The organism is Flavobacterium plurextorum (assembly GCF_024638035.1).
GTDB lineage: Bacteria > Bacteroidota > Bacteroidia > Flavobacteriales > Flavobacteriaceae > Flavobacterium > Flavobacterium plurextorum.
Genome location: NZ_CP100442.1, coordinates 5,157,099 through 5,183,449, shown reverse-complemented (window position 1 = coordinate 5,183,449; position 26,351 = coordinate 5,157,099). Strand labels below are relative to the sequence as shown.

Sequence of the window (26,351 nt, the reverse complement as noted above, 5' to 3'; positions counted from 1 at the left end):
AAAGGGAGTGAGTGGCTTTATTTTAGGAGTGAATGGGTATTAATGGCAGGATACAAACAAAATTGCCCTCTTTTTCTGAGGTTTCAAAATTGGTTTTCGAGTAAAATTGATAAATACTGTTCAGATAATTTAGCCCAAACTTGGTGCCAGGCTCGCTGTCAGCCTTTTTTTGGAGATTATTCGTAATAATAACTTGATCTTTCTGAATTAAAATTTGAGTTGTTAACGGTGTTTCCTGCGTCGCTTTATTGTGCTTAATCGCATTCTCAATTACAACTTGAAGAGCCAAATACGGAATGAATTTTTCTAAGGCTTCTTGATCTTCAATTTGTATAGAAAAGAACAATTCTTCCTTAAAACGGGTTTGTTGTAAAAAGATATATTTTTCGATAAATAACAATTCCTGCTTTAATGGTACAATGTTTTTTTGTGGCGGATCTATTAAATAACGATAAATACGAGATAAGTTTAGTGTAAACTTTTGTGCGGTTTTAACATCGCTGCCAATTAACATATAAAGTGAATTGAGCGAATTGAACAAGAAATGCGGATTTATCTGTTCCTTTAATTGTTGTAATTGAATAAGCGCTTTTTCTTTTATGATTTTTTCATTCTCGACAAGCAGTTTGTTTTTTTCATTCTCTACAATTTCTTTCTCTCTAAAAGCACGTCTATTTGCATAAGAGAAGATCGAAAAGATTAAAAGTAATGTTACCGTTGTAATTGTATAAATCCAAGTCGAGTATTTTTTGATTAGCGATACATTTTCGCCTTCAAAAATTTTAGGAGAATTAACAGATACAAACCATCGAGAACCTTTAATATCTAGTTTTTTGGTAAATCGGATTACATCAAGTTTTAAAAACTCAGACATTGTAATTCTTTTTACGTAATCTTTTTTCTTACTGAAAATAGTATCTGAAGGTTTAATAGAAGAAATGTCAAATATATTTTTTCCAACAAATTTTAAGTCTGGGTGAAAAATACAGGCACCGGTTTTATCAAATACAAAAGCATAGTTAGAAACCGTTTTGTCCATAGTAGACAAGTAGCCGTGAAGGTTCTTTAAATTAATGTCATACCCATAACGAACAACTGTATTTTTTGAAGTTAGTTTGAAATAAATTCTCCAAAGCCATTGTTTATTTTGAAATATAACTGTGCTTACATGATTTGCATCTTTGTTTTTAAGAATAAAATCAGCTGCTTCCTTCTTCCTTAAATCAGAAGGGAAAGTAAGCCCAAATTGAATTTTGTCATCATTTATTTGAAACCAGTTGTTCGTAATCATTGCATTTGTGGCTTGCAATGAAGACAAAACTTTTAAGTTTGTTGATAAATTACTAGAATTACTAATGTTTAGAATATGTTTTATTTGGTTTTCCTGTTCTAGAAATTTTGAAAATTCCTGCGACATGAATTCCTGCTTTTTATAAAAGCTGCGCTGCGCCATATCTTCACTTGCTTGTTCCGTAAGATCTGTAATTAATTTGCTAAGTATGTAAACAGAAGTTACAGTAATTAGTATAGAGATAATTACATAAATTAAAAAAGCACGGCGTGAAGTGGTATTGTATTTAAATTTCAAAAAAAAATATTTTATTAATCCATTGAAGAAAATTAATTGTCATTTATCCAACACATAGAAACATAGTTTTTAAATGTAAAAGGATATAAAAAGAAACATGTTGCTTTCACATAGTACTTTGTGTGTTTGAAAAAAAGTGAAACGCCTTTTTTTAACAGCTTAAAATCTATGTTTCTATTAGTTAAATTAATTATACTCAATGGAGCATTTTATTGTTTAAAACCTAATTTGCAACTGCAAATTGTGAGTCATATAAGTTTTTATAATATCCATCGGTTTTGGTGAGTAATTCTTGATGTGTTCCTTGTTCTACGATTAATCCTTTATCCATAACGACAATTTTATCGGCATTAACAATTGTTGCCAATCGGTGTGCGATAATAATTGAAGTTCTTCCTTTCGTAATCGTTTCTGTAGCGCGCTGAATTAATTCTTCTGAATAAGTATCTATTGATGAAGTTGCTTCATCTAAAATCAAAATACTTGGGTTGCTCACGTACGAACGTAAAAAAGCAATAAGCTGTCTTTGTCCAGACGAAAGCATTACACCTCGTTCTTTAACATCAAAATCATAATTGTCAGGCAGACTCATAATAAAGTCATGAACGCCAATTTTTTTTGCGGCCTCCAAAACCTGTTCACGTGTGATTTCTGGATTATGCAGTGTAATATTATTGTAAATCGTATCGGCAAACAAAAAGACATCCTGCAGTACTACTGCGATTTGTTTTCGTAATGAAGCAAGCGTATAATTTTCGATATTGTGACCGTCAATAAAAATGCTGCCGCTGTTAATTTCATAAAAGCGATTCAGTAAATTAATAATAGTCGATTTTCCTGCACCTGTAGAACCAACAATGGCAATTGTTTGTCCCGCATTGACAGATAAGTCAATTCCTTTAATAACTTCTTCCTCTGGAATATAACTAAAACGAACCTGTTTGAATTCGATGCTTCCTTCAAATACTGGAGCTTCAAGAGTTCCTGTATCCTGAATGTGATCTTGCGTGTCAATAACATCAAAAACACGATTGGCAGCAATCATTCCTAATTGCATTTCATTAAATTTATCAGCAATCTGTCTCAACGGATTAAACAACATTCCGATAAACATAGTGTACGAAAATAAATCTCCAAACGTCGTGAAATGATCTCCGTTTAAAATTTTAAAACCGCCGTAAACGACCACTAAACCTAAAGTAATTGATGATATAATATCGGCAATTGGAAAAAATATCGAGTTGTACAAAATAGTTTTAATCCAAGCAACTCTATGTTTATTGTTGATTTCTTTAAAATTTTCGGCTTCGATTTTTTCACGGTTAAAAAGCTGTACGATTTTCATTCCCGTAACGCGTTCTTGAACAAATGAGTTCATGTTTGCAATTTGCGTACGCACTTCCTCAAAAGCAACCTGCATTTTACGCTGAAAAATTCTAGTGATGTAAACAAGAATAGGCATTGCTACAACAACAATCCAAGTTAGTTTCCAGTTCATGTAAAACATAAAAATCAAAACTACCAGCATTTTCATCAAATCGCTTATAATCATAAACAAACCTTGGCTGAAAATTCGAGCAATCGATTCAATGTCTGAAACAGATCTGGTAACCAATTGTCCTACTGGAACCAAATCGAAATACTTCATTCTAAAGCTCAAAATGTGTTTGAAAAGCTTCGTACGAATGTCTTTTACAATATCCTGTCCAAGCCAGTTGGCCCAATACACAAAGTAAAACTGAGAGAAAACTTCCATCAGTAAAACCACTCCCATTAAAATAATATATAACAGTAAACCTTGCTTGTCATGAGTCGCGATATAGCCGTCGACCGTTTGTTTTAATAAATAAGGTCGCAGCGCTGCAAAAATCGATAATGAAATTGCAAAAATAATAACGCCGTAATAGCGCCATTTATAAGGCTTGGTATATTTTAAAATTCGTTTAAATAATCCGGTATCAAATGCTTTTGCTTTCATTTATTCTTAAGCTTTAAGCTTTAGGCTTTATGCTCTAGGAATCAAGTTTAAAGCTTAATGTCTAGAGCGTACAGCTTATAGCTATATGTAATCGTAATAAATTTTGGTTAAATATAAACCGTGTGCAGGAACTGAAAAACCTGCTTTTTCTCTGTTTTTACTGGCAATAATATTTTCAAGATCTGCCAGTGTAATTTTATGTAAACCAATATTGACTAAAGTTCCCACGATTGCGCGAACCATATTGCGTAAAAAACGATTGGCCGATATTGTAAAAATTAATTTGTTGTTTTCAACTTTCCAATACGCCTCAAAAATCGTGCAGTCAAATGTGTTTACATCTGTATGTACTTTCGAGAAACATTGAAAATCGGTATGCTGCAATAAAATTTTTGCTGCCTCATTCATCAAAGCTACATCTAATTTTTGATTAAAATACCAGCTCAAATCCTGTAAAAATGGATTCTTAAAAGTATTGATATGATATTCATACGTTCTTTTTGTAGCATCAAATCTGCAATGCGCATCATCGTGAACTTTAATCAGATTAAAAATAGCAATGTCTTTTGGCAAATATGAATTAAGTTTATGAATCAGAGTTTTACTGTCGATATCAGAATCATAATCAAAATGCGCATACATTTCCTCTGCATGAACACCAGTATCAGTTCGTCCAGCGCCCATTAAAATTATAGACGAATTCAGTAAAACTGAAAGCGCTTTGTTTAAAGTTTCTTGAACAGATGAGGCGTTGGGCTGAATTTGCCAGCCATGATAATGTGTTCCGTTATAAGCAAATTGAATAAAATATCTCATTTTAAGGTGCAGTCCCGAAGTTTCGGGACTGAGGTGCAAAGGTATGAAAAAAGTGGCTAAGGTGCTAAGGAGCTCTCCCGATAGCTATCGGGACTAAGTTTTTTTTATAAGTTGTTAAGGTTAAGAGATTCGAAGAAGCAATCCCGATAGCTGTTGGAGTGAGTTTTTTCTGTAGAGATGCGCTGCTGTGCATCTAGTGCTAGATTTGAAAAATGTATATTATATATCTGAAAATTTGTTAACGGCGGTATAATAAAAAAATCAGCAGTTAAAAATCTTTGACTCTTTGTTTCTTTGTCGTTTTGAACCTGTTAAAAAGCGTTAAACGCAAAAATACCAATCATAGTTTGTTTGGTGAAAAATCGTGTCAGAAATTGACAATTCCAACGATTTAAAAAAGTCTTTTTTTACGAGTTTTTTAGATGAAATAACTAAATGTTAATTTTTGAAAATATTTGATTTTAACAGGAAATATTTCTCTTATGTTTGTAGTCTAAATATCAAAAAACTATGAATGAAATTACTTCTTATTGGTGGATAATTTTAATCTTATTTGCCATCGTATTTTACAAATTTATTTTGCGCGTTTTCTTCGGAATGGTGATTGTTCCCGAGGATAAAATTGGTTTAGTAACCAAAAAGTTTGTTTTGTTTGGCGCAGACAAATCATTACCAGACAGTCGAATTATTGCTACAAAAGGGGAGGCTGGTTATCAAGCACAAACATTAGCTCCAGGTTTGTACTGGGGAATGTGGATCTGGCAGTATTCAATAGATATGACTGGGTTTACAATTATTCCCGAAGGAAAAATTGGTTTAGTTTTAAGTAAAGATGGAAAAGAAATTCCAACCGGAAGAATCTTAGCCAGAAAAGTCGAAAGTGATAATTTTCAAGATGCAACGGCATTCTTGAATAACGGCGGACAAAAAGGGCGTCAGACGGCTTTTATTACGACGGGATCGTATCGTATTAATACATTTTTATTTGAAATTGTTATTGCTGATCAAATCAAGATTTATGAAAATATGATTGGTATTGTCACAGCACTTGACGGAGAGCCGATTCCGCAAGGACAAATTGCGGGTAAATTTGTCAGTGATCATAATAATTTTCAGGATTTTGATAAGTTTTTAGAACATGGCGGAAATCGTGGTTTACAACCTCAAGTTATGCTGGCAGGTTCGTATTATATTAATACATGGGGAATTTTGATAGAACAAAATCCTATGACCGATGTGCCAATTGGATATGTTGGAGTTGTGATTTCTTATATTGGAGAAGATGGACAAGACGTTACAGGCGATACTTTTAAACATGGAAATATTGTTTCAAAAGGGCAAAGAGGTGTGTGGATGGAACCTTTTGGACCTGGAAAATATGCACTGAATAAATACACGACCAAACTAGAACCAGTTCCAACAACGAATTTGGTATTAAACTGGGCAAACGCGCGTAGTGAATCGCACGATTTAGATAAAAATTTATCGACAATTACAGTTCGTTCAAAAGATGGTTTCCCTTTTAATTTGGATGTGGCACAAATTATTCACGTTCCCGCAGCCGAAGCTCCAAAAGTAATCGCAAGATTTGGAAGTATGAATAACTTAGTTTCTCAGGTTTTAGAACCTACAATTGGTAATTATTTTAGAAACTCGGCGCAAGACAGCGATGTGATTTCGTTTTTAACAACTAGAAAAGAGCGTCAGGAATCAGCTAAAAATCATATTAAGTTAGTACTTGACGAATACAACGTAAATGCGGTTGATACTTTGATTGGAGATATTGTTCCGCCAGATTCGTTAATGAAGACTTTAACAGATAGAAAACTGGCAGAAGAAGAGCAAAAAACATATCAAACCCAAAGAATGGCGCAAGAACAACGTCAGGGAATGGAAAAAGAAACTGCGATTGCTGATATGCAGAAAGAAATTGTTAGAGCGTCTCAAAGTGTTGAAATTGCACAACGTACTGCCGATGCAACTGTAAAAAAAGCAGAAGGTGATGCAACTAGTTTGAAATTGAATGTAAACGCCGAAGCAGAAGCTACGAAAATGCGCGCAAATGCAGAAGCGGAAGCAACCAAAGCCAGAGCAGGAGCACAGGCAGAAGCAACTAAGTTAAACGCAAGTGCAGAGGCAGAGCGAATTTCAAAAACCGGTCTTGCAGAAGCAGAAAAAATCATGGCAATTGGTAAATCGACTGCAGAATCTTATCAATTACAAGTTACCGCAATGGGTGGAGATAATTTTACCCGCTATAAGGTAACTGAGGAAATTGGGAAAGGAAATATAAAAGTAATCCCAGATGTTTTGATTTCAGGAAATGCTGGTTCTGATGGATCTATCAGTGGTTTGTTAGGTTTAAAACTAATGGAAATGATGGATACGAAAGAGGCAAAGGATGTGAAAAATCAAAATCCTAAAAAACAGTAATTGTTGTAAAATGTAAAACGTTCGATGTCTAATGTAGGTGCGTCGTACAACGCAGAGGCGCACAGCAGTGCGTCTAACACAAAGTTTAAAAACCGATCTGTTATGCAGATCGGTTTTTTTATGTTTTAAAATAAAAGAAAACATATGAAAGACGCACTGCCGTGCGCCTCCACAAAAAAAACCTTTGTACCTTTGCGCCTCAGAACCTTTGTGCCTCTTTAAAAAAAAATGAAAAAAATCCTCCTGCTTTCAGATACTCACAGTCATATCGATGAAACAATTTTAAAATATGTCTCTCAGGCTGACGAAGTGTGGCACGCTGGAGATATTGGAGATTTGAATGTGACCGACACGATAAAAAAGTTAAAACCTCTTCGCTGTGTGTATGGTAATATTGATGATGCAAAAGCAAGATTAGAATTTCCGCTTCATAATCGGTTTTTGTGTGAAAACGTTTCTGTTTGGATAACGCATATTGGCGGTTATCCCGGAAAGTACAATCCTAATATTCGGGAAGAAATGGCTTCAAATCCGCCAAAATTATTTATTTGCGGACATTCACATATCTTAAAAGTGATGTTTGATAAGAAGAACAATTTACTGCATATGAATCCCGGTGCTGCTGGGAAAAGTGGATTTCATCAAATGAGAACAATGCTTCGTTTCGTAATCGATGATGACAAAATAAAGGATCTTGAGATTATAGAAATTGGTAAAAAGTAATTTTTTTAATGAGATAAAGGAATTTGTATTTTAATTGTAGTTCCATTATTCTCTTTTGAAGTGATAGAAAAGCTTCCTTTGTATTTTTTGATTCTAGCTCTAATGCGGTTAAGTCCAAAACCTTCTATTTGGTTTAACTTAAGTGTTTTAAAGCCTTTGCCGTTATCATGAATAATTATTATAAAATGCTCGTTTTTTTCTTGCAATGAAATTTGAGCTTTTTGTGCGTCACTGTGTTTAATGATATTATTGAACAATTCAGTTACAATGAAGTAAAGCTTCATTTCAAATTTCTCGGAATATCTTTTTTCTGTCGGAATTGAACTCGAAAACTCAAAACGTATATTTGATGTAGTGTTTTTTTCGCATAAATCTTCTAAAGCATAAATTAATCCAAATCGCACTAAAAGGGTAGGAACAAGGTCATGAGACATATCACGTAATAAATCGTGAGCTTCTGCTAGTATCATTTTTGATTTACTAATTTCTTCGGATGTTGTATTATGTTTAGCAGTGTAAACGTTTAAATGCAATGAAGCCGAGGTTAATAGCGAATTGATATTGTCGTGTAAAAACGATGCGATTTTTTTTTGTTCATTTTCCTGACTATCAATTCCTGCATTAATAACATTAAGCAGTATCTTTTGTTTAATGTCTTTTCTTCTGATTTTTTGTTTGAGTTTATTGTTTTGGTAAACAAAATAAAATAAGAGCGAAAGGATTATAATAAGAACAATAAATAGGCTGACTACTTTTTTATTTCTTAACTGCTCAAGTTTGACCTGCGGAGAAACAGTATTTTTGTCAGAGGCATTCTGTAATTCAGTATTCGTTTTTTTAGAAAGAACATTTTGTTGACCGTAGACTTTGTTTCCATTGGAAATAAAGAAAAGTGTTACTATGAAAATTCGAATAAACACCATAAAATTTCTACTAGTTACTTGTTGTCTTTGTTGAATTACGAATTAATTAAATTGTTCTTTAAAGCATATTTTACCAATCCAATGGTGTTTTTTATCTGCAGTTTTTTCATAATATTCTTTCGATGCGTTTCAACAGTATTTGTGCTGATAAAAAGCTGTTCGCTTATTTCTTTTCCACTGTATTCTAGACATATCAAAGTTATGATTTCAATTTCACGCGGACTTAAAATAGGATTCTCGATATAAACATCCTTGTTTACTTTTGGATTGTTTTGAAAAAAAATGTTGAATATTTTTTCTCTTACAGCATCACAAAAATATTCTTGTCCTTGATAAACGGCTTCAATTGCTTCGATTATATTTTGACCTGCGCATTTCTTTGTCAAATATCCGTTAGCGCCTAATTTCATTACTTCTTTTATGATTTTTAAATCATCATAACTTGATAAGATAATTACTTTTGCGGGAAATCCTTTTTGACTAAATTCTTTTAAAACTTCAACACCATCTTTTCCTGGCATACTGATATCAAGAATTAAGATGTCAGGTTTGTCGAGTATGATATCTTCATAAATGGTATTGCCATTCAATGAACTGCCGACAACTTCAAAATTTGAAACAGTCTGAAGTAAATTGGTGAGCCCATCAATAAGTACTTGATGATCGTCGGCAAGATGAATCCTTATTTTATTTGTCATAATCGTTTTTGGAACAGAGGTGTAAATTTATGAAAAAAATATCTTACAATTTTGTTTTTAGCCCTCGTTTTAAGATTATCAGTTCAATAGGAAAAAAAAGCACAAAAAAACCCGAAATAAAATTTCGGGTTCTCTTCGCACATAAAAATTAAGTTTATAGGTTTATCTCAAACGATCTACAGATTTTACAAGATCTTCGTCCTTTTTGATGGCTTTATTAGCTAAAACTAATAACACGATAGCAACAATAGGAAGAAACATCCCAATACCTTTCTCTGAAACAGCATTTACTGTCTCTCCAGATAAATTTAGAGAACGATATACAAATAATCCTAATAAAATTAAATTTAATATTATGTTCAATCTGCCCATTACAAATTGATTTTGTCTTTTCTTGTATGAAATGATACTAACGATGCTAAGCATTGTGCTTAGTCCTAATAAAACTGTGTAAAGTTGATCTTGCATAAAGTAAAATGCTTTACCAGTATTTAATGTCCAAAGCGGCGTAAAAAACATTAAAACCCCTGTTACTAAAAAGGTAAGAATTAAATATACGGTTTGAATTCGTTGTATCATGATCTAAAATTGTTTTACAAAAATATATTTTCTTTTTTTAAAATACTATTGTATGATTAAATTTTATTCGTATTATTGCATCATAATACCGTAAGCACTTCATACTGCGGTCAATTGAATTAAATATATCTACCTATTCTTTTACAGTTTTTCCTTTAAAATAATTAAATTCATAGAACATTCATGTTTGATATTTCTGCATTAAAAGAAATGAAGCTTTCTGAGCTTCAAGAAATAGCTAAGTTAGCTAAAACAATAAAGTTTAATGGCGTTAAAAAAGATACTCTGATTACTCAGATATTAGCGCACCAAGAGGCGGCTTCAGCGGCGCCGGAACCAACTATTGTTGAAAAGGAAATAACTGATGATAAACCAAAAAGAGCCAGAATTGCTCCGACAAAGAAAATTGTCAGTAAAAATGCTCCAGTTTTAGAATTTGATAAGATTGAGGAAGCTCCAAAGGAAATTGAAACTCCAGCGGCTTTAGAAAATAAGGAAACTGTACAAGTTCAAGAAAAAGCAGAAAGTAAAACGGCAGAGAATAAAACAGCAGAAAAGAAAGCACCTAAAATAGTCAAGTTTAATAAATCAGCTTACGAAAAAAAGGTTGCCCTGCAAAAAGAAAAAGAAGCAGCAAAAGAAATAGTTTCAAACGAAGAAATATCTGAGACATCTGAAACTCCTGTAATAGCTGCAAATACAGAGAAATCTGAAACTCCTGCTCCAGCTAAAAAGATTGTTCCTAATCAGAATAAAAACCAAAATTCCAACCCAAATCAAAGTCCAGCTCAAAACCCAAACCAAAGTGGGAATGGAAACGGGAACAACGGAAACCAGAATCCAAATCAGAATCCAAACCAAAATCATAAAAATAAAAAGAATAATTTCAGAGATTCAGATTTTGAATTTGACGGAATTATTGAAAGTGAAGGTGTTCTTGAAATGATGCCTGACGGTTATGGATTTTTGCGTTCATCAGATTATAATTATTTAGCTTCTCCTGATGATATTTATTTATCAACTTCACAAATTAGATTGTTTGGTTTAAAAACAGGAGATACTGTAAAAGGAGTGGTTCGTCCTCCAAAAGAAGGAGAAAAATTTTTCCCTTTAGTTCGTGTTCTTAAAATCAATGGTCACGATCCGCAAGTTGTTCGTGATAGAGTTTCTTTTGAACATTTGACGCCGGTTTTCCCTTCAGAAAAATTTAAATTGGCCGAAAAAGGAAGTTCAGTTTCAACTCGTATCATCGATTTGTTCTCTCCAATAGGAAAAGGACAACGTGGTATGATAGTCGCACAACCAAAAACGGGTAAAACAATGTTGTTAAAAGACATTGCAAATGCGATTGCTGCAAATCATCCTGAGGTATATTTGATCGTTCTTTTGATTGATGAGCGTCCTGAAGAGGTTACAGATATGCAAAGAAGTGTTCGTGGAGAAGTAATTGCTTCAACTTTTGACAGAGAGCCGCAAGAGCACGTAAAAATTGCTAATATCGTACTAGAAAAAGCAAAACGTTTAGTAGAATGTGGTCACGATGTAGTGATTTTATTAGATTCGATTACACGTTTAGCAAGAGCTTATAATACAGTTCAGCCAGCATCTGGAAAAGTGTTAAGTGGTGGTGTAGATGCAAATGCATTACAAAAACCAAAACGTTTCTTTGGAGCAGCCAGAAATGTTGAAAATGGTGGTTCATTAAGTATCATCGCAACTGCATTGACAGAAACAGGTTCTAAAATGGATGAAGTTATCTTTGAAGAGTTCAAAGGAACTGGTAACATGGAGCTTCAATTAGATCGTAAAATTGCAAACAAACGTATTTTTCCTGCAATTGATCTTACTTCATCAAGCACGCGTCGTGATGATTTATTATTAGACGAGAAAACGTTACAAAGAATGTGGATTATGCGTAAATATCTTTCAGATATGAACCCAGTAGAATCTATGGATTTTGTAAATGATCGTTTCAAAAAAACCAGAAACAACGAAGAGTTTTTGATTTCTATGAATGACTAGAGGAAAGGTGCTGAGGGACTAAGGTTCTGAGTAGCTAAGGTTTTTCTTTTAGTATTCTATATCTATTATACAAAAAAGGGATGAGTTTTTAAACTCATCCCTTTTTTTGTGAACCTCAGAACCTCAGAACCTCAGAACCTCAGAACCTCAGAACCTCAGAACCTCAGAACCTCAGAACCTCAGAACCTCAGAACCTCAGAACCTCAGAACCTCAGAACCTCAGAACCTCAGAACCTCAGAACCTCAGAACCTTTGCAACTTTGTCCCTAAAAATAAGAACCTTATTTTTTATCAACTACAGGTCTATTTTCTCTATTTGCTAAATCCCAAGCAACAACAAAAGCTAATCTGGTTCTTTTAGTTAAAGCATCGTATTCAATTTTTTCAGGATTATCATCTTTTCCGTGGTAATCTTCGTGAACTCCGTTGAAGAAGAAAACAGAAGGAATACCATGTTTAGCAAAGTTATAATGGTCAGAACGCTCATAAAAATGATTTGGATCTTTTGGATCATTGAATTTAAAATCTAAATCTACTTTAGTGTATTTTTCATTTTGAGATACTACCGCATTGTGCAAATCAGATGATAATCTATCAGCTCCAATTACATAAACATAATTGTTTGTTTTAGAATGTTCTACGTCACGACGGCCAATCATATCAATATTGATATCGGCAATAGTATTAGCAATTGGAAACAAAGGATTTTCAGAGTAATAACGTGAGCCATGTAAGCCATGTTCTTCGCCGGTTACGTGAAGGAATAAAATTGAACGTTTTGGTCCGTGGCCTTGTTTTTTTGCTTTTGCAAATGCTTTAGCCATTTCTATAACAGCAACAGTTCCAGAACCATCATCATCGGCACCGTTATAGATGTCTTGACCTTTAACTCCTACGTGATCATAATGCGCTGAAATTACTAAAACTTCATTTGGCTTTTCAGATCCTTCAATGTATGCCCAGATGTTTTCAGAATCTGGTAAGTTTTCATTGCGTCTTGCATTTAAGAATGATGCTGGTATATGCTGATAATAGTCTTTTGCTCCTTTTGGGAACGAAACACCGCTTTTTTTGTATTGCTCAATCATATACAATCCTGCCTTTTTTTGTCCGGCTGAACCTGTTTCGCGTCCTTGCATTTCATCTGATGCAACAACATACAGCATTTTTTTTAGGTCTTTTTCAGAAATCGATTTTATGTATTTCGTTGGATCTGAGTTGTCTTTTGATGCGGCGGACTGTGTGTTTTTACACGAAAATGCCGAGGCAATTAATAATAAAACTACAATTTTTTTCATTTGGTATTAGTGTAAATTGATAAATGTGTAAAAGGCAAAAGCAATTAGTAAAAATAAAATAAAAAATGAGTTTATGAAAAATAACACTACACTTTTAGTAAAGGATACAATTCTAGACTCTCCGTAAAATCTATGATGAGCTGGGAAAAAATAATAAAATGCCCACACAATTCCTATAAATGTGAAAAAGTCAATTACTATAGAAATAATAGGATGGTTTATTAAGGTTCCTATTTTTCCAACGGAGAAAAGAACTAAAAAAATCAGCAGTAAAAACGAAAAATAATGCAGCGTAAATATGCCGTGATCAAAGTAATACCAGCGCTTTTTATTATGGAAAATCCATAAAAAGAAAGCGAAAAACGGCATGATAATAAACAAAACTTTGGGTAAGTTATGTATAAAAGACTCTATGAATTTATTGAAAAGTTCTTGATTCGTATTTTTATCTTTTATGATTTGTATTTTTCTATTTATCCAATAACTAAAATCAGAAAGCTTTTCAGATTTTGAGCCGTATTTTTGAATAGAGTCGATTTGTTTAACAGATTTGTATCCTAAATTTATAAGACTATCGTCACTTGATTTTGGATTGTCTAACATATCCTGAATCGCTTTTTTATCTTCTGGCGATACAGAATCAGAATTTAGTAAGGCCTTTACGTTTTCATTTTCTTTTAATGTACTAGTCTGTTTTGAGATTTGTTTTTTAATGTTTTCTGATTTCGTAGGTTCGTTTGTATCTTCTTCTACATGAATAGGAAACATTGCGATTAACAGAAAGGTTACAAAACTTATAAAAATATAGAGTCTAACAGGCGCCAAATAAGATAATCGTCTGCCAGAAAGATACTCTTTCGTTAAAGTTGAAGGTTTTAAAAGAAGGTTTTTTATTGTTTTCCAAAATGCATTTTCATAATGCGTCAGATCTTCAATGAAATGAATAAATAAATGATGGAAAGTTTTACGGGAATCACTGTTTTCTTGTCCGCAGTTAGGACAGAACTTTTGCTCAACAACATGTCTGCAGTTCAAGCAGGTTTTGTCTTCTCTAATTTTGTTGTGTGACATTGGTGTATTGATTGTTTTTGATTTTGGTTTTTTGATTGGTATTTTAAGGTTTATTTTTTAAGAACTTCATTTAGAAAAAGCTGTAAATGCTCAAAAGCTCTTTTTGCTGCAACAGGATTATAGGCAGCACCTTTTGAATTGTCATTTCCAGCTTCAGGATTTGTAAAAGAATGTACCGCATTTGCATAATAAATCATCTGCCAATCGGCCTTAGAATCGCGCAGTTCCTGTTGAAAAGATGCGACTTCTTCTTTTGACACATACGGATCATCAGCGCCATGACATACTAGAACTTTCGCAGTAATAGGTTCTATTTTTCTAGAAGCATCTTTTCCTAAACCTCCATGAAACGAAGCAACGCCTTTAAGTTTTAAACCACCTCGAGCAGCTTCTAAAACTCCTGTTCCTCCAAAACAATATCCAATAGCGGCAATATTGTCTTTGTTTGCGCCTAATTTTATTAATTCATAAAGTGCAATATCAATTCTTTTTTGGTACGCTTCATAATTTGTTTTATAATAACCAGCTTGTTTTCCTGCTTCAGAAGTATTTTTAGGAACATTTCCTTCGCCATAAATATCAGCTATAAAAACATTATAACCCAGTTTTGCTAAATTTTCGGCAATTCCTTTAGAAGCATTATCGATTCCAAGCCATGCTGGAAGCATTAGGATACTTGGATTTTCGGAGCTTTTTTCAGCAGCTTTTATATATAAGCCATTCAAAACCTGCCTGCCGTCAGAATATTTTATTGGTTTCAATTGTGCATTCATTAGAGTAGTATTTAGTAAAATTCCTAAAACAAATAGCTGTATGATTTTCATAAAATGATATTTTTAAGACAAATATGAGGAATATTACAATAAAAAAAAACCTCAAAAGACATTTCTTCTGAGGTTTGTTTATTTAAAGCTGGCTTTAGAGGTTATTCTCCTGGATGATAAGTGCGTTCTGCATTTTTTTCGACGTCATCTTTGTAAAATAAAACATCTTTAAATTGTCCATTTTGATACATTTGGGCTTGATCAAAAAAATGTTTTGAGTTTATGTCGCCGCTATTTCCGCCTGCTAATAATGATTTCGCTTTTATCTTTGACCCAAATTCAACGACGCATACAAAACTATTACCATTGTAGCCGTAACGTTTTTTAGAACCATTTTGGTAACTGCTTTTAAAAGAAGGAAGACTTCCCCAAGAACCAGGGCCATACGCAATTGGTAAACTTGGTTTCGAATCGTCATATTTTAAATTAATATCACCATTGGAACGTTGAAAACGATTAATTTCTCCCCACGGAATCTGCCATGTTCCCCATTTTGCTTTTAGGTCTTTTACTACTGCCTGCAGTTGTGGAACTAATTGGTCTGCAGTCGCATTTTTAGCAAATTTTTTAGTGTTTTCGACCTGATCAGTTTCTCCTTCATTAACATAAGCCTTTTGAATGATAGGATCTAGTTTGTATGCCCATTCGACTGCTAGAGTTGTTGCTATAGAATTTTCTTTGGCATAATAATCCCAGTTTTTTAAAGCAGAAATTGGTTCAGCAATTTCAATATAGGCTGCATCAGTTGGTTTTATGTTTTTTTCGAAAACTTCTGTCAAAGCGGGAATTAAGATTTCAAAAATAGATAGTTTAGAATCGTAACCGTCAGCAATAACTTTGTCTAAAGTGTATTTTTTGACTTGACTAAAAATACGAACAGCGTTGATGCCTCTAAAATTTTCTCCATCGGGAGCCATATATGCGGGATAATCTTCCTTTTTTGGACTATTAGTTCCTGCTGCAGTGTATGGTGTTGAATTACAGTTTTGAAGCCATCCGTTTGTTGGATTATACAAATGAACCGTTTCATTTACTTCGTGCAGTCCTTTCCATTGCGTAGCAGAAATCGATCCGTCAACTACTTTTGACCAATTGAGATTTTTATCTCTTACCGGAATAAAGTTTCCATGCCAATAAGCAATATTCCCTTTACTGTCCGCATAAACAGTATTGTTGGAAGTATTGGCTTTCAAATCCATTGCTTTTTTATAGTCGTTAAAATCTTTTGATTTAGTTCTAACCCAGCTCTGAATTAAACTATTCATTGAGCGGTTATTAGACTTTAAGCTTATCCATTTTCCGTCTCGTTTGGCCATTATTGGACCATTATTGGTGAAATAAGTTTTAAATTTTTTAGGAACTAGTTTTCCATCTTCTAAATACTTAATTATGATTTCTTTCTCAATTACAGGAATTAATTTCTTGTCGTATTCGTAGAACAGTTTATTTTTTTTCAAAACAATTTTTTCAGCATACATATCGGCAACATCCACATTTGAAGAAGTGTGCATCCAGCCGCAGTTTTCATTAAATCCTTGATAGATAAAAAATTGTCCCCAGGTAACGGCGCCATAAGCATTTAAACCCTCTTCACTCGAAACTTGAACTTCGGGTCTGAAATAAAAAGTAGTATGCGGATTAATATAAAGAATAGCATTTCCAGAAGCCGTTTTTGAAGGAGCAAAGGCGAATCCATTTGAGCCGGTCTGTACATTTTTTTCTCTTTCTACGTAAGCTGTTTTTTCATTGCTGCCGGAGTAAAAAGCTTTTAATTCTCCTACTGAAAGATCAGCTGTACTAATTGCACCAATACTGCCGTCTGTCCAAAGTAAGGGAAACCAAGGTTCGAAATGAGTTAGTAAAAGAGGTTTTACTTCAGGATGTTTGTATAAGTAAAAATTGATTCCGTCAGCATAACTATCCAATAGTTTTTTTAGCCATGGAGCGGCATTTTTATAATCGGTTTTAGCTTCGTTGATATCTATTAAAAGTTTTATTTCTAAATCATTATATAGAACTGATTGTCCTTTTATTTCAGAAAGACGGCCTAGTTTTTCTATATAATTCATCTCAACACGTTTAAAATCGTCTTCGCATTGTGCATACATTAAACCAAAAACAGCCGCAGCATCCGTTTTTCCATAAATATGAGGAATTCCCCAATTATCACGAATTATGGTTACTTTTTGTGCCGTTTCCTCCAATTTTGCAATGTCTTTTTTACTTAGGTTTTGAGAAAAAGCTAATATAGAAATGCAGCAAAAAAGAAGTGTTGTTTGTAATAATTTAGCAGAGTAAATCATATTATTTTTTTTACAAGGATACATTTCGTTTAAAGGCACATCCTAATTCAACCATCGAATCTGTTTTTGCAATTCCAGGGATATTATCGATTTTTTCGTATAATATTTTTCGCATGTGTTCGTGGTTTTTTGCCGTAATCTTAAGGTAAAGCGTAAAAGATCCGGTAACAAAATAACATTCTGTAATTTCTGGTATTGCTTTTAAAGCTTCAATAATTCTTTCAGAATCAGAATCTTTATTGAGCGTAATTCCGGTAAAAGAAGCCCAGTCATAGCCAATTTGCTTTTCATTTAAAATAGGTTTGATGCCTGTAATTATGCCTTGTTCAAATAAACGATTAATACGTTGATGCACCATTGTATTCGAAATCTTCAAATTAGAAGCAATCGTCGAATAAGCTATTCTGCCATCTTTTTCTAATTCTTTGATAATTTTTACGTCAAACTCATCTAAAATATCCATGCGAAAATTTTTATTTTCTGTAAAGATAAAAATAAGTCTGATTCGTGTGGATAATTATAAAAACAAAATGACTTAATATGTGTTTTAAAATTGATGTTTTGGTTTTTTAAAAGCTATTTTTAAGTTAAATTGTCTTCTTTTTGATTTAAAATAAATAATTTTTATACTTTTGCAGAAGTAAAAAAGAAATTATCATGGCAAATACTCAAGAAATACTTTCGGCAAAATCTGAAATTTTAATCGAGAAAGAAAACAAATACGGAGCCCACAATTACCATCCGCTTCCTGTGGTTTTAGAAAAAGGAGAAGGCGTTTATGTATGGGATGTTGACGGGAAAAAGTATTATGATTTTTTATCAGCATATTCAGCAGTAAATCAAGGGCATTGTCATCCTAAAATTGTGAAAGCAATGGTTGATCAAGCTCAAAAATTGACGCTTACTTCGCGTGCTTTTTACAATGATAAATTAGGAAACTACGAAGAGTTTGTAACGAAGTATTTTGGTTTTGATAAAGTTTTACCAATGAATACTGGTGCCGAAGCTGTTGAAACAGCTCTTAAAGTATGTCGTAAATGGGCTTATGAAGTAAAAGGTATTCCAGAAAATCAAGCGCAGATCATTGTTTGCGAGAATAATTTTCACGGAAGAACGACTACAATTATTTCGTTTTCTAATGATGAATCGGCTCGTAAAAACTTTGGACCGTTTACAGATGGATTTATAAAAATTGAATATGATAATCTTGAAGCACTTGAAAAAGCTTTAGAATCATCAAAAACTATTGCAGGATTTTTAGTAGAACCAATTCAAGGTGAAGCCGGTGTTTATGTACCGTCTGAAGGATATTTAGCAAAAGCAAAAGCATTGTGTGAAAAACATAATGTTTTATTTATTGCCGATGAGGTTCAAACTGGAATTGCTCGTACTGGAAAATTACTAGCGGTTCACCATGAAAATGTACAACCTGATATTTTGATTTTGGGTAAAGCAATTTCGGGCGGAGTTTATCCAGTTTCAGCTGTTTTATGTAATGACGAAATTATGAATGTCATTAAACCGGGTCAGCATGGATCTACTTTTGGAGGAAATCCTGTTGCAGCTGCCGTTGCAATTGCGGCTTTGGAAGTTGTAAAAGAAGAAAATCTTGCTGAAAATGCCGAACGTTTAGGTGTTATTTTAAGAAGGGGATTAAACGAAATCGCTGAAAGAAATAATTTAATTACATTGGTTCGCGGTAAAGGACTTTTGAACGCTATTGTTATTAACTGTGATGAAGATTCTGATCTGGCTTGGCAGATTTGCCTAAAATTTAGAGATAATGGACTGCTTGCAAAACCAACTCATGGTAATAAAATTAGATTAGCACCGCCTTTGGTAATGACAGAAACTCAAATACAAGAATGTCTGGTTATAATCGAAAAATCATTGAATGAATTTAAGTAATTAATTCAGCTTACTTTATTATATAAAAAGGCGTTCGCCGCGACGAACGCCTTTTGTTTATAATTACTTAAAATATCAAAAAAAGTAATTATCTCTTCGAATAGATGCGTGAGACATTTACTCTTAATTAACTCATTGATTGTGCCTGTTTCATTATTTTTTTCCTCGAAATAGGAATGTTTTTAAACACATAGAAACATAGGTTCCAGGGATATTAAAGAATGTAAAAAGACACTAGTTTCTAAACATAGCTATATGTATCTATGCAAGTTAAACGCTTCTTAGATTCTCAATAAAAACTATGTTTCTATGTGTTTAATTAAGCACAATGATAATTTATATTAAAATCTTACTTTTTTAAGTTCCCACAATGTTTTGATAAAAGTATCAACGTCTTGTGTGGTATTGTAAAAAGCCAATGAAGGACGAACTGTAGTTTCAACTCCCATTCGTCGCAAAATAGGCTGAGCACAATGATGACCAGTACGTACCGCAACACCTTCTTTATTCAAAGCTTGTCCAACCTGATCATTGCTGTAACCTTGTAAGTTAAAAGACAATACACTCGCCTTATCTTTTGCAGTTCCAATCAATCGCACGCCTGGAATTTCTTTTAAAAGATTTGTTGCGTAGTCCAGCAAATAATGCTCGTATTGTCCGATTGCATCGATACCTAATTTGGTAACATAATCGATTGCTGCGCCAAGACCAATAGCATCTGCAATATTTCCTGTTCCAGCTTCAAAACGATTAGGAGCTTTGTGGTATTTTATTTCCTCAAAAGTTACATCCTGAATCATGTTTCCGCCAGATTGATACGGAGGCATTTCATTTAATAAATCTTCTTTACCATACAAAGCGCCAATTCCGGTTGGACCAAAAAGCTTATGTCCAGAAAATACCAGCCAATCTGGATTTAAATCTTGTACATCAACTTTCATGTGCGAAACGGATTGTGCGCCGTCTATTAGAACTTTGGCACCAACTGCATGCGCCATTTCAGTAATTCTTTTAGCAGGAGTTACGGTACCAAGTGCGTTCGAAACTTGTGTAAAAGCAACCAAACGTGTTTTTGAGTTGAGCAGTTTTGCATATTCATCCAGTAAAATCTGACCATCGTCATCAACAGGAATTACTCGAAGTTTTAAGCCTTTTTTGTCTGCTAGTCGTTTCCACGGAACTATATTGGCGTGATGTTCTAAATTACTTACGATAATTTCATCGCCGGCATTTAAATTTTGATCACCCCAAGTACAAGCTACTAAATTTATACCTTCTGTTGCGCCTCGCACAAAAACAATTTCGTTTACCGAAGATGCATTCAAGAATGTTTTTACCTTTTCACGAGCTGCTTCATAAGCATCAGAAGCTCTAGCGGCTAACTCATGTGCTGCACGATGAATGTTTGAATTTTCATGTTCATAGAAATAAGCAATACGCTCAATTACCGATTTTGGTTTTTGAGTAGTAGCCGCATTATCAAACCAAACTAATGGCTTTCCGTTTACTGTTTCGCTTAAAATTGGGAAATCTTTTTTGATTAGATTGGCATCAAAATGAGAAGTTGTAAAACCGCTTATTTCTTTGGAGTCAAAAGTGTTTCCAACAATTGCATTTGTATTTCTTTTATCAAAAGCAAACGGATTTTGATCTAAAAAGTAATACGAGTTTGCAGCTTCATTTCCATTCAAAGGAAAAGCTTCACGTTTTGTAAATTGTGTATCAACAAATGCTAAAGCTGCTTTTAACTCAGTCTCAAAAGAAGAATTCTCTGTTTGAAATGGCAGATATTCATTGTTTAGGAGTAATTGAGAAAAAAAACTCTCTTCGTTTAATTGCGGCGTAGCGGCGTTTTTTAAATTAGTATCATAAAAACCAGTATGCGGATTGTTAAGGTTTAGATTATAATCTTCCTGAATGCCTGATGTTGTAACGCCGCTTTTAGGATCAAATCCCGCTCCAGCATTAGGATATAATGCAGAAGCTCCTGAACCATAATTTGAAACTGTAGGAGAAGCTCCTAAACCACTAAATGCTGGTAAAGATGAAGGCGTATTTACTGCATTTTGTGATGAAATAGGAGTGTCGCTGCTGCCTAAATTTCCAGTTTGCAAAAACGTTTCTGCAACTTTTACGGCACGAGGATGTTCATTCCGATCTGGACTTAACGAGATTTCTTTAGGAAATTCGTTAGGCAGCGTCTTGAACAATTCGTTAGCTAAAAGCTGCAAATCGTCAATGTTTGGTAAACCGTTATCGTTAGTATTTGTACTCATGATATTTGCCTATTTCTACATCTTCTAAAACCGCGATCGCATCATCTACTAAAATGGCTAATGAACAATAAAGAGATACCAAATAAGAGGCAATTGCTTTTTCGTTTATCCCCATAAAACGAACTGATAATCCCGGAGATTGCTCGCCTTGCAGTCCCGGTTGAATAAGACCGATAACACCTTGACGACTTTCGCCGGTACGCAATAAAATGATTTTTGATTTTCCGTTTTTAATTGGCAGTTTATCTGATGGAATCAGCGGAATACCTCTCCAAGTTAAAAATTGAGATCCAAATAAAGACGTCGTTGGCGGCGGTACACCGCGACGTGTACATTCACGGCCAAATGCTGCAATGGCTAATGGATGCAGCAGGAAAAATCCTGGTTCTTTCCATACTTTGGTCAATAACTCATCTAAATCATCTGGAGTTGGCGCGCCGGTTCTGGTTTTTATAATTTGAGAGGGTGCAACATTACTCAATAAACCGTAATCTTTATTATTGATTAATTCGCTTTCCTGACGTTCTTTAATGGTTTCTATTGCCAATCGCAGCTGTTCTGAAATTTGATTATAAGGCTTGCTGTATAAGTCAGAAACACGAGTATGTACTTCGACAATTGTTTGTACAGCAGCAAGATTATATTCTCTAGGATTATCGATATAATCAACAAAAGTATTTGGTAAAACTCTTTCGTCTCGCGCAGAGCAGTCTACTTGTATATGATTGGCGTCTTTTACTTTATTCAAACGAAATACTCCTGATTCTACAGGTGTCCAATGTAAAAGATGTGTCAGCCAGCGCGGACTGATAGTTCCTATTTGTGGAACCGTACGGGTTGCTATTGCTAATTGTCTTGCAGCTACATCTCCTAATGCGGTCTGCTGTTGTTTTGATTCCGCCATGATTTAAAGGTTTAAAAGGTTAATTTGTTTTTGATTAAAAGTGCTTATTACTAGATATTTAGAAGCCTTTTTTTAATTTGATATATAAATTTAGATTAAAAATAAAAACACTCAAAGTAAATTGGATTTAATTTATAGTAAAGTTGTTTTTAAATTATTGATTATACAGTGTTTATGAATCGCTTACTCACTAAATACGATCGCATTGTTGTCTTTTATTTTAATTTCATTTTTGTGATATACTATTGAATTTGACGGGACAGTATAAGTAAGCCAGACATTCCCGCCAATGATCGAATCGCTTCCTACAACAGTTTGTCCGCCCAAAATGGTGCTATTCGAATATATAATGACATTATCCTCAATAGTTGGATGTCTTTTAATAAAAGCATCTTCTTTTTTTACACTCAAAGCACCCAGCGTAACACCTTGAAACAGCTGCACATTATCGCCTATAATTGTGGTTTCGCCAATAACAATTCCAGTTCCGTGGTCAATTGCAAAATCATTTCCTATTTGTGCGCCTGGATGAATTTCTATACTGGTTTTAATATGCGCATATTCTGAAATAGTTCTCGCCAAAAGTTTTAAATCCTGTTTCCATAATTGATGTGAAAAGCGGTATATCGCAATAGCAAAAAAACCGGGATAAGAATACAATACTTCTTCCAGCGATTTTGCTGCTGGATCTTTTGTAAAAATGCTTAAAGCGTCATTTATCGTCTTTTTATGCAAATGCGGTATGGCATTAAAAAAAGTCAGTGTCTGCTCTTTATCATGATCTTTTTTTTGCGAAAAATCTTGAACCAATTCATCAAAACGCTTTTTAAGCTGATTGAATTTGTATTTAATTGTAGCTTCAGATTCGTGTGATTTTGACGTATTTGAAAACAAAATGACAAATAAGTCATCAATAAATAGATGTATTAATTTCTTCTCTGGAAGTATTAGTAATTCCTGATGCTGTTTTGCTATTTCTTGATAAAATGAATTCATAATAAAGTGTTTTTTGGTTAGTAACTAACATTTACGAGAAATCAACTAATCTGAATTTGTACTTTTAAAACATTTTAAATTAATCTGTTGTTATAAAAATTATAAAACACATAGAAGCATAGATTTTATGCCTAACGAAGGAGACAAAAAAAGAAATACATTTCTTTCACATAACTCCTTATGTTTATTTTAAACAAGTGAAACGCCTTTTTTAATTAAGCTAATGCCTATGTTTCTATGTGTTAAAATAATTACATCCAACGGTTAAAGCGTTGTTCTTTTTGGTGTCGAAAATTTCTCTCTTATATAATAAACAGGTATTCCAATTCCTGCAATGATCAATCCAGGCCAAGTGTAAGTAGGTTTGTAAATGATTAATAAAATGCAAAAAGCTGCTCCTAAAAGAATATAAATGGCGGGCAAAAACGGATATCCAAAAGCTTTATAAGGACGTTCGTGTTTGGGTTTGTTAATACGCAGCACAAAAATTCCAGCAATAGTGATAACGTAAAACAAAACCACAACAAAAGAAATCATGTCCAATAAATTGCCGTAACGTCCGCTTAAACTCAAAATTACGGCCATAAAAAACTGGATCCAAAGTGCATTTGCAGGAACCGAATGTTTGTTTAAAATCGCTGTTTTTTTGAAGAACAAACCGTCTTTTGCCATACTTTGATACACTCTTGCGCCCGATAAAATCATTCCGTTAGCACAACCAAACGAAGCAATTAAAATCATTAAGGCAATAATCGAAGTACCGCTTGAACCAAAAATAGCCTGCGCCGCAGCAATTCCAACGCGGTCTTTTTCTGGTGTTCCAATAGCTTCAACAGGTAAAACTGCGGTAAACATTACATTTAATGAAACATAAATAATAGTTACAACTGCAGTTCCTAGAAGTAAACTCAAACCAATATTGCGTTTTGGATTTTTTATTTCGTCAGATACAAAAGTTACATTGTTCCATGCGTCGTAACTAATTACGGTTCCCACTAATGCCGAAGCTATTGCGCCCCAAAATGCTGGTGTATTCGTGTATTGTAAAAAAGTACCGTCAGGATTTAGCTTTTGTAAATGAAACGGATTTGTCCAGTTTGTATGCCAGATTTCGGGTTTGAAAAATATAAATCCGAAAATAATCAATACTAATAAGCTGATTAACTTAGTTCCCGTAAAAAACTTCTGAATCACTTTTCCAAGTTTTACACCTTTGGTATTTATGTAAGTCAGAATAAATAACAAGACAATAGAGGAGAGCTGTGCCGGAGAAACTGTAAACGATTCTCCAATTCTAAAAGCAATCAAATCTTCACTAAAAAACGGAAAAAAGTAAGCCAGAAATTTAAAGAACGAAACGCAAACTGCGGCAATTGTTCCTGTTTGAATAACCGTAAATAAACTCCAGCCGTAAACAAATGCCACAAGCGGATTGTAGGCTTCTTTTAAGTAAACATATTGACCTCCTGATTTAGGAAACATACCGCTTAATTCGCCATAACTTACCGCAGCGATCAAAGTCATGAAACCGCCAATGAGCCAAACTAAAATAAGCCATCCTGCTGATCCCACGTTTCGGGTAACATCAGCACTCACAATAAAAATTCCAGAACCAATCATTCCGCTGGCAACCAATAAGGCTGCATCGGCAAGACCGAGTTCTCTTTTGTATTCTTGTTTTTTTTCTATTTCAGACATTCTAAATTTTATTTTTATAACTAAACCAATTCAGCATTGGTTAAAGGTGTTGTAGGTGTTTCTTGCGGAATTCTTCCTTGTAAATGCGGTAAAGAGGCATTTGGTAAACGCGGTAAAACTAGTTTTGCAAAATAATTGGCTTCTTCAATCAAAGGAAATCCTGAGAAAATAAAAGAGCGGAAACCCATATCCATATAGCGATTTAGTTTTTCTATAATTTGATCAGCACTTCCTACAAGACCGCTTCCGCAGCCGGAAAAAACTTTACCAATATCTGTCCATAAAATATCCTCTACATAACCATCGTCGTCAGCCGTTTCTCTTAATTCGTCTTGTTTTAAAACGCCTAATGAACGTGAATCCTCACCGCGGCTTCTAATTTCTAAACCTCGTTTTTCGTCAAACTTTGAAATCAGTTTTTTCGCGTAAGCTCTTGCTTCTTCTTGTGTTTCGCGAACAATTACATGTATTCTTAATCCAAAATCAATAGTTCTTCCTTCGGCAGCAGCACGTTCGCTCATTTCCTTAAGAGTGGCATACATCGATTCTTCAGATTCCGGCCAAGTCAAAAACACATCGCAATGTTTGGCGCAAACCGCTCTGGAACCAGGTGAAGTTCCTCCAAAATACAATAACGGACCGCCATTTTGCTGATACGATTTTACAGGATCAGAAGGCAGATCAAACTGATAAATTTCGCCTTTGTGCGAGATTCGCTCTTGTGTCCAGCCTTGCTGTAAAATCTGAATTACTTCAGAACATCTTTGGTATCTTACATTAGGATCTTCGCGCGTTCCAGGTAAATCAGAATTAATGATATTCAAAATCAATCTTCCTTTCAGCATATGATCCAGCGAAGAAATGGCTCGCGCTAACATAGGCGGATGTACTTCACCGGTACGAATTGCGAGCAAAAATGTAATCTTGTTGGTTTCGGGCGCAACACTTGCCGCAAAAGCCAATCCGTCTTGACCTACAGTATAAGCAGATGGATATAAAATATTGCTGAAACCTAGTTTTTCTGCTTCCAGCGTAATCTCACGACAATGCTCGTAGCTGCTTCGACGATCATTGTCTAGAACGCCTAAATATTCTGTATCACCGCCAATAATATCATTAAACCAAGAAATCTCTGCGACTCTTTCGGGTGTTCTAATGGCGACAGTTTCAATTTTTCCCTCAATCATTTTTTTTCTTCTTTTTTAAGCCCTTTTTTATTTTTGTATTCTTTTTATCTTGTGAGTTTACTGTATCAGTTTCACTAAACCAGAAAAATTCAGAAGACTTTTTTGGTGTTCTCATTGATACAGCTG

The 26,351-nt window shown here is 34.1% G+C and carries 20 protein-coding genes; 4 read left to right on the top strand and 16 right to left on the bottom strand.

All coding sequences use genetic code 11. The features are described from left to right. Positions 1-22: 22 nt before the first annotated feature. The 3 genes from NLG42_RS22535 to truA form a co-directional block, all read right to left on the bottom strand. Complete coding sequence (locus tag NLG42_RS22535) at positions 23-1,588, bottom strand: sensor histidine kinase (RefSeq protein ID WP_257682471.1); 1,566 nt, start codon at positions 1,586-1,588, stop codon at positions 23-25. A 223-nt stretch (positions 1,589-1,811) separates the two neighbouring features. Then, positions 1,812-3,566, bottom strand: a complete 1,755-nt coding sequence (locus tag NLG42_RS22530; protein ID WP_089059792.1) for an ABC transporter ATP-binding protein — start codon at positions 3,564-3,566, stop codon at positions 1,812-1,814. 81 nt (positions 3,567-3,647) lie between these two features. Beyond that, positions 3,648-4,382 carry a tRNA pseudouridine(38-40) synthase TruA gene (gene truA / locus NLG42_RS22525; RefSeq protein ID WP_257682470.1) on the bottom strand — a complete coding sequence of 245 codons (735 nt, stop codon included), beginning with the start codon at positions 4,380-4,382 and terminating at the stop codon, positions 3,648-3,650. A 510-nt stretch (positions 4,383-4,892) separates the two neighbouring features. Between truA and NLG42_RS22520 the strand changes: the two genes are divergently transcribed. Together NLG42_RS22520 and NLG42_RS22515 are read left to right on the top strand one after the other, a co-directional pair. Then, a complete protein-coding gene (locus NLG42_RS22520; protein ID WP_099719306.1) occupies positions 4,893-6,815 on the top strand; it encodes an SPFH domain-containing protein in 1,923 nt (640 codons plus the stop codon). A gap of 228 nt (positions 6,816-7,043) precedes the next feature. Continuing rightward, complete coding sequence (locus NLG42_RS22515) at positions 7,044-7,538, top strand: metallophosphoesterase family protein (RefSeq protein ID WP_099719305.1); 495 nt, start codon at positions 7,044-7,046, stop codon at positions 7,536-7,538. A gap of 5 nt (positions 7,539-7,543) precedes the next feature. On the opposite strand, the gene NLG42_RS22510 is transcribed toward NLG42_RS22515, so the two are convergent. The 3 genes from NLG42_RS22510 to NLG42_RS22500 all read right to left on the bottom strand — a co-directional run bounded on the left by NLG42_RS22510 (position 7,544) and on the right by NLG42_RS22500 (position 9,738). Continuing rightward, on the bottom strand, positions 7,544-8,461 hold the full coding sequence (locus NLG42_RS22510) for a sensor histidine kinase (RefSeq protein ID WP_089059796.1): 918 nt from the start codon (positions 8,459-8,461) through the stop codon (positions 7,544-7,546). Positions 8,462-8,496: 35 nt separating this feature from the next. After that, positions 8,497-9,159 carry a response regulator gene (locus tag NLG42_RS22505; RefSeq protein WP_089059797.1) on the bottom strand — a complete coding sequence of 221 codons (663 nt, stop codon included), beginning with the start codon at positions 9,157-9,159 and terminating at the stop codon, positions 8,497-8,499. A 162-nt stretch (positions 9,160-9,321) separates the two neighbouring features. Continuing rightward, a complete protein-coding gene (locus tag NLG42_RS22500) occupies positions 9,322-9,738 on the bottom strand; it encodes a DUF4293 domain-containing protein (RefSeq protein ID WP_089053251.1) in 417 nt (138 codons plus the stop codon). A gap of 183 nt (positions 9,739-9,921) precedes the next feature. Between NLG42_RS22500 and rho the strand changes: the two genes are divergently transcribed. Further along, positions 9,922-11,760 carry a transcription termination factor Rho gene (gene rho, locus NLG42_RS22495; RefSeq protein ID WP_257682469.1) on the top strand — a complete coding sequence of 613 codons (1,839 nt, stop codon included), beginning with the start codon at positions 9,922-9,924 and terminating at the stop codon, positions 11,758-11,760. Between the two features lie 281 nt (positions 11,761-12,041). Here the strand turns inward: rho and NLG42_RS22490 are convergent, their stop codons facing one another. The 5 genes from NLG42_RS22490 to NLG42_RS22470 all read right to left on the bottom strand — a co-directional run bounded on the left by NLG42_RS22490 (position 12,042) and on the right by NLG42_RS22470 (position 17,719). Then, on the bottom strand, positions 12,042-13,058 hold the full coding sequence (locus tag NLG42_RS22490) for a M28 family peptidase (RefSeq protein ID WP_257682468.1): 1,017 nt from the start codon (positions 13,056-13,058) through the stop codon (positions 12,042-12,044). A gap of 6 nt (positions 13,059-13,064) precedes the next feature. Next, positions 13,065-14,129: a DUF3667 domain-containing protein gene (locus tag NLG42_RS22485; protein ID WP_257682467.1), complete on the bottom strand. Its 1,065-nt coding sequence runs from the start codon at positions 14,127-14,129 to the stop codon at positions 13,065-13,067. Between the two features lie 50 nt (positions 14,130-14,179). Further along, on the bottom strand, positions 14,180-14,953 hold the full coding sequence (locus NLG42_RS22480) for a dienelactone hydrolase family protein (protein WP_089059801.1): 774 nt from the start codon (positions 14,951-14,953) through the stop codon (positions 14,180-14,182). 101 nt (positions 14,954-15,054) lie between these two features. Beyond that, on the bottom strand, positions 15,055-17,256 hold the full coding sequence (locus NLG42_RS22475; RefSeq protein WP_257682466.1) for a penicillin acylase family protein: 2,202 nt from the start codon (positions 17,254-17,256) through the stop codon (positions 15,055-15,057). 10 nt (positions 17,257-17,266) lie between these two features. Continuing rightward, positions 17,267-17,719, bottom strand: a complete 453-nt coding sequence (locus NLG42_RS22470) for an Lrp/AsnC family transcriptional regulator (RefSeq protein WP_089059802.1) — start codon at positions 17,717-17,719, stop codon at positions 17,267-17,269. A 194-nt stretch (positions 17,720-17,913) separates the two neighbouring features. Here NLG42_RS22470 and rocD point away from each other — a divergent pair, with 194 nt between their 5' ends. Then, a complete protein-coding gene (rocD, locus tag NLG42_RS22465; RefSeq protein ID WP_257682465.1) occupies positions 17,914-19,164 on the top strand; it encodes an ornithine--oxo-acid transaminase in 1,251 nt (416 codons plus the stop codon). 341 nt (positions 19,165-19,505) lie between these two features. On the opposite strand, the gene NLG42_RS22460 is transcribed toward rocD, so the two are convergent. The 5 genes from NLG42_RS22460 to NLG42_RS22440 form a co-directional block, all read right to left on the bottom strand. After that, on the bottom strand, positions 19,506-21,440 hold the full coding sequence (locus NLG42_RS22460) for a family 2A encapsulin nanocompartment cargo protein cysteine desulfurase (protein WP_257682464.1): 1,935 nt from the start codon (positions 21,438-21,440) through the stop codon (positions 19,506-19,508). Continuing rightward, on the bottom strand, positions 21,424-22,344 hold the full coding sequence (locus NLG42_RS22455) for a family 2A encapsulin nanocompartment shell protein (RefSeq protein WP_089059805.1): 921 nt from the start codon (positions 22,342-22,344) through the stop codon (positions 21,424-21,426). Before NLG42_RS22455 ends, NLG42_RS22460 begins: the two co-directional genes overlap by 17 nt. Positions 22,345-22,527: 183 nt before the next feature. Beyond that, positions 22,528-23,340 (bottom strand): serine O-acetyltransferase EpsC, encoded by an 813-nt coding sequence (gene epsC / locus NLG42_RS22450; protein WP_089059806.1) that lies wholly within the window; start codon positions 23,338-23,340, stop codon positions 22,528-22,530. A gap of 264 nt (positions 23,341-23,604) precedes the next feature. Then, positions 23,605-25,038, bottom strand: coding sequence for an APC family permease (locus NLG42_RS22445; protein WP_257682463.1), 1,434 nt, complete (start codon positions 25,036-25,038; stop codon positions 23,605-23,607). A gap of 20 nt (positions 25,039-25,058) precedes the next feature. Beyond that, the gene (locus tag NLG42_RS22440) at positions 25,059-26,225 is read right to left on the bottom strand and encodes an LLM class flavin-dependent oxidoreductase (RefSeq protein WP_257682462.1); all 1,167 of its coding nucleotides are present in this window, start codon (positions 26,223-26,225) and stop codon (positions 25,059-25,061) included. Positions 26,226-26,351 lie beyond the last annotated feature (126 nt).

Excerpts from the sequence above, each read along its gene's own strand:
- truA (WP_257682470.1), bottom strand. The coding sequence starts at position 4,382 with ATGAGATATTTTATTCAATTTGCTTATAACGGAACACATTATCATGGC.
- NLG42_RS22510 (WP_089059796.1), bottom strand. The coding sequence starts at position 8,461 with ATGGTGTTTATTCGAATTTTCATAGTAACACTTTTCTTTATTTCCAAT.
- NLG42_RS22475 (WP_257682466.1), bottom strand. The coding sequence starts at position 17,256 with ATGATTTACTCTGCTAAATTATTACAAACAACACTTCTTTTTTGCTGC.
- NLG42_RS22480 (WP_089059801.1), bottom strand. The coding sequence starts at position 14,953 with ATGAAAATCATACAGCTATTTGTTTTAGGAATTTTACTAAATACTACT.
- NLG42_RS22515 (WP_099719305.1), top strand. The coding sequence starts at position 7,044 with ATGAAAAAAATCCTCCTGCTTTCAGATACTCACAGTCATATCGATGAA.
- NLG42_RS22530 (WP_089059792.1), bottom strand. The coding sequence starts at position 3,566 with ATGAAAGCAAAAGCATTTGATACCGGATTATTTAAACGAATTTTAAAA.
- NLG42_RS22470 (WP_089059802.1), bottom strand. The coding sequence starts at position 17,719 with ATGGATATTTTAGATGAGTTTGACGTAAAAATTATCAAAGAATTAGAA.
- NLG42_RS22500 (WP_089053251.1), bottom strand. The coding sequence starts at position 9,738 with ATGATACAACGAATTCAAACCGTATATTTAATTCTTACCTTTTTAGTA.
- NLG42_RS22505 (WP_089059797.1), bottom strand. The coding sequence starts at position 9,159 with ATGACAAATAAAATAAGGATTCATCTTGCCGACGATCATCAAGTACTT.
- NLG42_RS22445 (WP_257682463.1), bottom strand. The coding sequence starts at position 25,038 with ATGTCTGAAATAGAAAAAAAACAAGAATACAAAAGAGAACTCGGTCTT.
- NLG42_RS22440 (WP_257682462.1), bottom strand. The coding sequence starts at position 26,225 with ATGATTGAGGGAAAAATTGAAACTGTCGCCATTAGAACACCCGAAAGA.
- NLG42_RS22460 (WP_257682464.1), bottom strand. The coding sequence starts at position 21,440 with ATGAGTACAAATACTAACGATAACGGTTTACCAAACATTGACGATTTG.
- NLG42_RS22490 (WP_257682468.1), bottom strand. The coding sequence starts at position 13,058 with ATGAAAAAAATTGTAGTTTTATTATTAATTGCCTCGGCATTTTCGTGT.
- rho (WP_257682469.1), top strand. The coding sequence starts at position 9,922 with ATGTTTGATATTTCTGCATTAAAAGAAATGAAGCTTTCTGAGCTTCAA.
- rocD (WP_257682465.1), top strand. The coding sequence starts at position 17,914 with ATGGCAAATACTCAAGAAATACTTTCGGCAAAATCTGAAATTTTAATC.
- NLG42_RS22455 (WP_089059805.1), bottom strand. The coding sequence starts at position 22,344 with ATGGCGGAATCAAAACAACAGCAGACCGCATTAGGAGATGTAGCTGCA.
- NLG42_RS22520 (WP_099719306.1), top strand. The coding sequence starts at position 4,893 with ATGAATGAAATTACTTCTTATTGGTGGATAATTTTAATCTTATTTGCC.
- epsC (WP_089059806.1), bottom strand. The coding sequence starts at position 23,340 with ATGAATTCATTTTATCAAGAAATAGCAAAACAGCATCAGGAATTACTA.
- NLG42_RS22485 (WP_257682467.1), bottom strand. The coding sequence starts at position 14,129 with ATGTCACACAACAAAATTAGAGAAGACAAAACCTGCTTGAACTGCAGA.